The sequence below is a fragment of the Mesorhizobium sp. WSM4829 genome (assembly GCF_055811475.1).
Genome location: NZ_JBVVQJ010000168.1, coordinates 1 through 322 on the forward strand (window position 1 = coordinate 1; position 322 = coordinate 322).

Here is a 322-nt window from a genome sequence, read left to right on the forward strand (position 1 = left end):
CATTGCCGAGACCCGGCATGGCCTTGGCGGCAACGCATCATGGATGGCCGGCGGCATGCTGGCGCCCTGGTGCGAGCACGAAAGCGCCGAGCAGCCGGTGCTGGATCTCGGACGCGATGCCGCCGACTGGTGGGATGCGGTCCTGCCGGGTCATGTCACGCGGGCCGGAACGCTCGTTCTGGCAACGCCGCGGGATGCGGGCGAACTCGACCGGTTTGCAAGCCGCACGTCGGGTCATCGGCGGATCGACGAAGACGAAATCGCGCTCCTGGAACCCGATCTCGCCGGCCGCTTCCGTCGCGGGCTGTTCTTCCCGGGCGAA

At 68.9% G+C, this 322-nt stretch carries 1 protein-coding gene; it reads left to right on the forward strand.

Annotated elements, in window-relative coordinates; all coding sequences use genetic code 11:
- Positions 1-322 (forward strand): FAD-dependent oxidoreductase (locus AC0L17_RS34710; protein ID WP_473519026.1); only part of this gene is annotated, 322 nt, incomplete at both ends.